The sequence below is a fragment of the Shewanella hafniensis genome (genome assembly GCF_019655335.1).
Classification (GTDB): domain Bacteria; phylum Pseudomonadota; class Gammaproteobacteria; order Enterobacterales; family Shewanellaceae; genus Shewanella; species Shewanella hafniensis.
Map to the genome: position 1 here is coordinate 1 of NZ_BPFD01000123.1, position 7,745 is coordinate 7,745.

General features: G+C 42.8%; 6 protein-coding genes and 1 pseudogene. 5 read left to right on the forward strand and 2 right to left on the reverse strand.

What is annotated here, in order from left to right:
• Positions 1 to 97 precede the first annotated feature (97 nt).
• A complete protein-coding gene (locus K5Q99_RS20785; RefSeq protein WP_246604554.1) occupies positions 98 to 1,732 on the reverse strand; it encodes an Ig-like domain-containing protein in 1,635 nt (544 codons plus the stop codon).
• 219 nt (positions 1,733 to 1,951) lie between these two features.
• Between K5Q99_RS20785 and K5Q99_RS20790 the strand changes: the two genes are divergently transcribed.
• The 4 genes from K5Q99_RS20790 (at position 1,952) to K5Q99_RS20805 (ending at position 6,043) form a co-directional block, all read left to right on the forward strand.
• Positions 1,952 to 3,274, forward strand: coding sequence for a dicarboxylate/amino acid:cation symporter (locus tag K5Q99_RS20790; RefSeq protein WP_220778008.1), 1,323 nt, complete (start codon positions 1,952 to 1,954; stop codon positions 3,272 to 3,274).
• Positions 3,275 to 3,484: 210 nt separating this feature from the next.
• The gene (locus K5Q99_RS20795; protein ID WP_220778009.1) at positions 3,485 to 3,844 is read left to right on the forward strand and encodes a hypothetical protein; all 360 of its coding nucleotides are present in this window, start codon (positions 3,485 to 3,487) and stop codon (positions 3,842 to 3,844) included.
• Positions 3,845 to 4,028: 184 nt separating this feature from the next.
• Entirely contained in the window at positions 4,029 to 4,703 is a 675-nt protein-coding gene (locus tag K5Q99_RS20800; RefSeq protein WP_106650745.1) for a response regulator, read from the forward strand.
• Positions 4,694 to 6,043 carry an ATP-binding protein gene (locus K5Q99_RS20805; protein ID WP_106650746.1) on the forward strand — a complete coding sequence of 450 codons (1,350 nt, stop codon included), beginning with the start codon at positions 4,694 to 4,696 and terminating at the stop codon, positions 6,041 to 6,043. The genes K5Q99_RS20800 and K5Q99_RS20805 overlap by 10 nt, the downstream gene beginning before the upstream one ends.
• Before the next feature lie 55 nt (positions 6,044 to 6,098).
• Here K5Q99_RS20805 and K5Q99_RS20810 read toward each other — a convergent pair whose 3' ends face one another.
• Positions 6,099 to 6,794, reverse strand: a complete 696-nt coding sequence (locus K5Q99_RS20810) for a 2OG-Fe(II) oxygenase (protein WP_220590436.1) — start codon at positions 6,792 to 6,794, stop codon at positions 6,099 to 6,101.
• 118 nt (positions 6,795 to 6,912) lie between these two features.
• Here K5Q99_RS20810 and K5Q99_RS20815 point away from each other — a divergent pair.
• Positions 6,913 to 7,620 (forward strand): annotated as a pseudogene (locus tag K5Q99_RS20815) (DUF3391 domain-containing protein); the annotation flags it as partial.
• Positions 7,621 to 7,745: the final 125 nt, after the last annotated feature.

Genomic DNA, 7,745 nt, shown 5'->3' on the forward strand with positions numbered 1-7,745 from the left:
TTGGAGGTACTCAGGCGGCCTGATTATCAAATCACGGAGAAAGAATTGCTGGCGGCCTGGGTATTATTCGCCAATCAGTTGCTCAAATATGGCTATGCTATGGCTGATTTATGAGGGGATCCTTCAGTGCTTGGCATTCAGAAGCAAATACAAGAGTAAAAGGTTGACCAGTTGCTAATGAACCGTCTGGATTTAAAACTGTGACATCCAAAATGGTAGAACCACCAGCAGGTAGTAAATTTGTACCAAGAGAGGTTTCTAGTTTTAGAGAAATGTTTACTCTACCAATTTCAAACGCTTTAGTTGAGGTAGCATCTTTAACTTTTAAAGAGACTTCGCCAGCCCCAACGTTACCATTTGCGTACAAGTCAAGAATTGCTTTACCGTCAGCATTCGTGATGGCGGTCCCCGAATTAGGACTTATTGCTCCTAAGGTTGTTGCGGCAGTAACAAGAACTTGCTGCAGGGCTTGCGTACTACCAGAACGCGTAACTTTAACACCAATAATACCGGGTTTATCGTTTGTAATATTGTCGGTTATCTTACAAACTTCAAAGTTTTTTAGTGTTTTATCCCAAGCTACAACACCATTACAATTATATATATCAAATGTAATTTCTGGACTAGCCTCTACAGGGTCTATTTCATCCCCTGCTGTAACAAATCCAATAATTGCTTTAGCAGTTCCGTAAGCAGCAGTGATTTCGCCTGCACCTTCAATACTTCCAGCGGTTAACATAATCGAAGCCCGACCAATTGAATCTGTTAACGCTGTACCTTTCGTTGGAAGGAAGTTTCCTAAGGAACTACTAAAACTCACCACTTTACCAACTAATGGAGTGGTATCTTTATCAACTAAAATAACCGTGACCTTGCTCGGTTGTGCTGCACTGACATTCGTGGTTGGCAAACCCGTCTGGCTATTAGTCAATTGAATTGATAAAGAATTAGCCTCGCCATTTCCACCAGGTGCATCTCCAGCGACCGCAACATTAAAATCAGGGGTTGTTATTGTTTCCCCCTCGAGCGAAAAACTCGCAATAACAGTCGCCACGCCAGCGTCAGTCCCCGTGACTAATGTTACAGATGCTTTTCCATTAAGATCAGTCAATGCAGTTCCTGATGAAGGATTAAGTGATCCCTGTCCAGCGAGAGTAAAAGAAATAGTTTGATAGCTTGTAGGTACACCATTCTTTAGCAGAGTCGCGATAACTGTTCCAGGAATGCTATGACTAATATTTCTAAGCTCTTGCCCCTGTGAATCGGTAATTGCAAGTTCAATACTGTAGGCATCAATTGGTTTAACAACCACTTCATCGCCTAAGGTATTAAACCCAAGCGGCGCTGATTCTGCGTTACCAAGTGCATAAGTTGCTGTAATACTGCCAGAGCCTAATTTATCTCCGGGCAAAACATCAATAGACACTTTACCTTCAGGACCTGTAACACCACTGTTAGGAGTTAAAACACCTTGGCCTTCTAAATTAAATACAATTCGAGCGCCAGCAAGTGGATTGGCATTTTTAGTCAAAGTCGCATTAAGCTTACCTGGCGTTGCATTAGAAATATTGGTTATGGCCTGCCCATCAGCATTAACTAACTCTAGTTTAATGACATACTTGTCAACTGGAGGTGTTGTCCCTCCATCATCGGAGATGCTGCCTCCACCACCACATGCAATTAAAAAAAGTGAACACAATCCTGCGAGAAAAACCTTATACGCTGACTTCATTGTCAGGCTCCCTGTTAATCTGATGATACTTAAGCTAGACGCTTATTACTTATAGGCTAACATTACACAATTTTCACCAATTTTACTCGCTACAACCTTATTTTATTTCACAAATAACACAAATACTTTAACGCTATTTGTCATTTCATCTTCGCCGTTTTCTTGCTAGTCTTGTGAGCGCCAAAAAATAGAATGTATAAAAAACACACAGGACCCCCTATGGCAATTTCGATAAAAAATAAACTCGGCCTTACAAGTAAAATTCTGATCGGTATGGGAACAGGTATTGTCTTAGGTCTCTTACTCCGCAATGCCTTTCCAGAAAGCGATATCGTAAAAGACTATATTACCGAAGGTTTTTTACATGTTATCGGCACTATTTTCATCTCCAGCTTAAAAATGTTAGTGGTTCCTTTAGTCTTTATTTCATTAGTCTGTGGAACTTGCTCACTGAGTGAGCCTTCAAAATTGGGCCGTTTAGGGGGCAAAACCCTCGCTTTCTATTTATTCACCACCGCTATTGCTCTCGTGGTTGCGATTGTCAGTGCAGTCCTTATACATCCTGGGAACGCTTCACTGGCTACAGAGAAAATGGAGTACATCGCCAAAGAAGCGCCCAGTCTTTCAAGCGTGATTATCAATATAGTCCCCACCAATCCGATGCAAGCATTGAGTGAAGGCAATATGCTGCAAATCATTATTTTTGCGGTGATTTTTGGCTTTGCGATTGCCCATATTGGTGAGCGAGGTAAACGCGTTGCGGCTTTGTTTGAAGATTTAAATGAAGTCATCATGCGCGTCGTGACACTGATTATGCAATTGGCACCTTATGGTGTGTTTGCGCTGATGGCAAAACTAGCATTAACGCTCGGTTTAGAGACCTTTGGTAGCGTAGTTAAATATTTCTTCGTAGTTCTCGGTGTATTACTGGTCCATGCGTTTATTGTTTATCCGACACTTCTAAAACTCTTCTCAGGCCTCAATCCATTCATATTTATTCGTAAAATGCGCGATGTACAATTGTTTGCCTTCTCAACAGCAAGTTCAAATGCCACTTTACCTATTACCATAGAAGCCTCTGAGCATAGATTAGGGGTCGATAATAAGATTGCTGCCTTCACGCTCCCCTTAGGTGCGACCATTAACATGGATGGCACTGCAATTATGCAAGGTGTGGCCACTGTATTTATCGCCCAGGTTTTTGGCATTGAACTCTCGCTCACCGATTATGCCGCTGTTGTTGTGACAGCAACATTGGCATCAATTGGTACAGCTGGCGTTCCGGGTGTAGGACTTATCATGCTGGCCATGGTTTTGAATCAAGTTGGCTTACCGGTTGAAGGTATTGCATTGATAATCGGTGTTGATCGCCTACTCGACATGGTACGTACCGCAGTTAACGTGACGGGTGACTGTGTCGCAACAGTGATTATTGCGAAATCTGAAGGTGAATTTAACGAGCAAGTGTTTAACAACACACAAGCGGGTAAGGCTGCTAGAAGTTTTGATGAGCAAGTTCATCATTCAGATAAATCTAACTAGACTTAGTTAAATACCCATCACGCCCAGCCTCTGTGTTGGGCGTTTTTATTTATATTTTTTGTTCACACTTAAACCTGCGCTGTTTGTTTACATTAATGATGCCAATTCATTTTTCTAAAATTAGCAAAATGTGAACATGCCAATAGTACGGAAGTTTGTTTTTAGATACATTATGTTTACTATTTTGAAACGTTAATTGGAGTTGAACAAATGTGGTGGAGAAGTCTTTGGATCCTGATAGCGTGCTGGCTATTGTGTGCCCACTTCGTACGTTATGAACAAATCAACTTTGCTATCCCCTTTGCAATAGTCCCCTTAGCTTTATGCTTTAATTCGGTTTATTTACTGCGTTTATTACAAGTTCTATTATTTGTGAGTGTCTTTACCGTCTGGGGTGTCACCACGATTGAAGCGATACAAATGCGTTTAGCGCAAGAAGCGCCTTGGTTGAGATTATCTTTTATTATGATGGCGGTGATGCTATTTACCTTAGGTGCAATTATCTGTGGTAACGGCATTTTGCGGATCAGAAGACAAAAGTCTCCTTGGGGGAATTCACCGATACGCTAATACTTTTTGCGGTAATACTTTCTTATTCAACAATAAATAAGTTCTTATTTTGACCACAAGTTCCGCTCGGTCAGCAAAGGTTAAGTTCGACTAAGATATGCTAAGACTCTATTTGGTTATCAGTGTGATTTTGCGTAGACTGCTTTGCTAAGGCTTAGATCATCCACATTAAGGCATGTATATTATGAGAATTTTGGTTGTTGAAGACGATCCTATTTTATCCCACCACTTAAAAGTGCAATTAAGCGATCTCGGCAATCAAGTTCAAGTGGCGCTCACAGCCAAAGAAGGTTTCTATCAGGCCACAAATTACCCGATCGATGTCGCAATTGTCGATTTAGGATTACCCGATCAAGATGGCATTAGCTTAATTGAACAACTCAGAGAAGCCGATCTTAAAGCGCCGATATTAATCCTCACCGCACGTGTCAATTGGCAGGATAAGGTCGAAGGCCTAAATGCCGGAGCCGATGACTATTTAGTTAAGCCCTTTCAAAAAGAAGAACTCGTCGCTAGGTTAGATGCCTTAGTGCGCCGCAGTGCAGGCTTTGTTAAGCCGGTAATTTGCAGTGGGGAATTGAAGCTCGATCTCGCCGCCAAACAAGTCACCTTGAGTGATGAAATCATGGAAGTCACGGCCTTTGAATACTTAATCCTCGAATATTTAATGCGTCATTGCCACGAGGTAGTTGCCAAACAACGTTTGCTCGATGTGATATATGGCGATAAAGAAGGCGATCCGAATACGATTGAAGTCATGGTCAGCCGCCTGCGTAAAAAACTGACCCGCGATGGCATTGACAATCCTATCGTCACCATTCGCGGCCAAGGATATAAATTTAACCTGCCATGCAATTAAGATTAAAATTTAAGAAACGTCTGCTGACGCGGATGTTTCTCACCTCACTATCGATTATTGCCTTAGTGGGTTTTGGACTCGCATGGATGGTCAATATCCTGCATGCGCAGAATAGTTATAACGAAGAAACCGCACAACTCATTGCCGAAATCCCCCAAGTCGCCGCCGAATTACGGGAGCACGATCTCATCCCTGATACCAGTGCGTGGCTAGAGGAAAATAATAAGCAAGAACGCTATGTGATTGCGAGTTGTGATGAAAAATTCAAACAGGTTTGGACTTCATCCCTCGCGGTAGACCGTGGCTTATTTGATACTTGCGAGCGTTTTAACGAAATTCGCAACGACTCACCGCCCTATTATCTTACTATGGCCGATGACAGAGGTTACTTCGTCTATTTGCTCGCAGTGGAAATTGCCAGCGTACATTACAACCTGCTCGTCCTCAAAGATGCCGCCAAACTCGAGCAGGAATACAGTAAATTCAGTAAACGCACTTATATTCGTTTAGCCATGGTATTGGCCTTAGCGTTAATTCTATTAGTTAGCGCCGCCTATTGGGGTATGCGCCCCTTAGTTCGGATGCAAAATGAACTGCAATCGATTAACCAAGGTAAGAGTAAGTCGCTTTCTGAAGGTTATCCTGTTGAACTCGAAGGCGTAACTCAAGCACTCAACCAAATGCTGCAACAATCGAGTGCCCAGCAACAACGCTATCAAAATGCCATGAATGACTTAGCACACAGCCTAAAGACCCGCTTAGCCGCTGTGCATGCCATCACAGATGACGCCAGCTTGAGTAAACAATCGGCGAGCGAAAAAATCATGGAACAAGTCAGCCAGATGGATCAGCTGGTCAAATATCAATTAAAACGCGCTATGTTAGGCCGCCAAGGCCTGAAGCAAGAACAAACGGTGATTGCGCCCTTAGTCGACCAATTAGCGCAAATGTTGTTTAAAATTTATCGCGACAAGCAAGTGCAGTTCTCAGCAAACATTCCTCCCGCCTTAATGTTCCCTGGCAACAAGGGCGACTTGATGGAACTGTGTGGCAACCTAATGGAAAACGCTTTCCGCTTGTGTATCAGTCAAGTGCATGTCTCAGCTCAAATTAATTCGCATGGTGAATTTGAACTTATCGTTGAGGATGATGGCCCGGGTGTTGAAGAAAACCTAAGACAAAAGATTATCCAACGCGGCGTTCGGGCAGATACTCAGTCACCAGGACAAGGTATTGGGTTAGCTGTGTGTGATGAAATTGTTCACAGCTACGGTGGCAGTTTAAAGATTGAAGAAAGCCACTTAGAAGGTGCACTCTTCAGGATCCGTATCCCTGTTTAACAGCAGGGATAGCTCAATACAAGGATATTGACAAGCATCTGGATGCTGGACTTTATCAGGCAATCACCGCATATAACTGCTCGGCGCGATTAAACATGATCCAAGAGGTGGCAATATATTTGTCACCACTCACAGGTTTATTTCCCCTATGTGAATGAGTAAATCCCGCAGGCGCTATCACCATAGTGCCTTTTTTCGGCGAAATTTTACGTTGCTGATAATAAAATTCGGTTTCACCGCCCTCTTCCACATCATTTAAATAAAACATATAAAGTACGACGCGATGTAAGGCTTCATTGTGGCCATTCTGCGGGAATTGCTCCGAATGCCAATGGGGATAACCGCCTTTATTTTGCTGATACTTTTGAATATTAATACTGCCACTGCGATACAAATACTTGACTAAGCCATCGGCCCTAGGCGCACCCAGCGTCGCAAAATTAGTCGGAGTTAGCGTCACAGGTTGGCCTTCTTCATCACCCACAGACACTGCGACCGCGCCCATTAGCGCCATTGAGTACTTTGTGAAATAATCTACCGCGCCCTTTAAGGTATAACCTAAGAGTTCGTTTCTGATGGGCTGCAGGTCGACGAAACTATCTAAGGTCAAATCGCGGCTGATCTTCTTCTCCAAATCAACGCCATTGCCCGTTTGTCCATCAACAACGCCAGCGTGTTGCTCAAATGCCAGAATGAGACGGTCACACAAGTCATTCGGCAACGCATTAGGGTATACTTCAATAAAGTCCATACTTCCTCAATGGATTGACTACTTTCTAGGCTTACTATGCTGACATGTTAGTTAAGTAATTGTAAAGCAGCATCATTGAGATAAAATAACTCACATTAGGCTTCACGATAACAAGAATATGAAAAAAAGCTGTAAAGTCTCAGTCCATCAACTTCAAGTCGGCAACTTTGTGCGTTTGCCTGTGGCTTGGAAAGATCATCCCTTTTTATTCAGTAGCTTTCATATTAAACAAGCTGCACAAATCGAGTTGATTAAAAATCTGGGCATCGAGCATGTCATTGTCGATTTAGAACGCAGTGATGTCACTCCCATAGATGCTGACGCAGTCAACCCAATCAAATTACCGCCAAGTGCTGAGATCAATGTGCTTAAGAACGACATGGATCAGTACAAGGCCGAACAAATCGAAGTGCAAAAAAAATTACGCCGCGATATTCATAAAACCGAGCAAAACTTTACCCGTTCGGTCGCCATGATGCGCAGCCTCATCTCTAAGCTACGTAATCGCCCCTTAAATGCGGTCGATGACGCCAAAGATTTGGTCCACACCATAGTCGAACAGTTGCTCAACTCAGATAACTTAGTGCTGCATTTGATGAGTGATGCTAAGCAGGATGAAAGCATTTACTACCACTCCTTGAATGTTGCGATTCTTTCTATGCTGATTGCTAAAGAACTGGAATGGGATAGAAGTGAGATTGAAACTGTGGGTCTCAGTGCCCTATTCCACGATGTGGGTAAATTAAAAATTCCACCCCAAATTCTTAAAAAATCGACTCCTTGGTCGGCGCCAGAGCTTAATTTCATCAAGCAGCATCCGTTACTGTTCTGGTCTAATCCCATCGGACACTTAATTTTGAGACAGTATGGTCAATAAATTAAGAGGTCTATATGAGTCTGAAGAAATCACATAAGAGTTATCCCCAGGCATTTAAAGATGAAGCTGTCTTG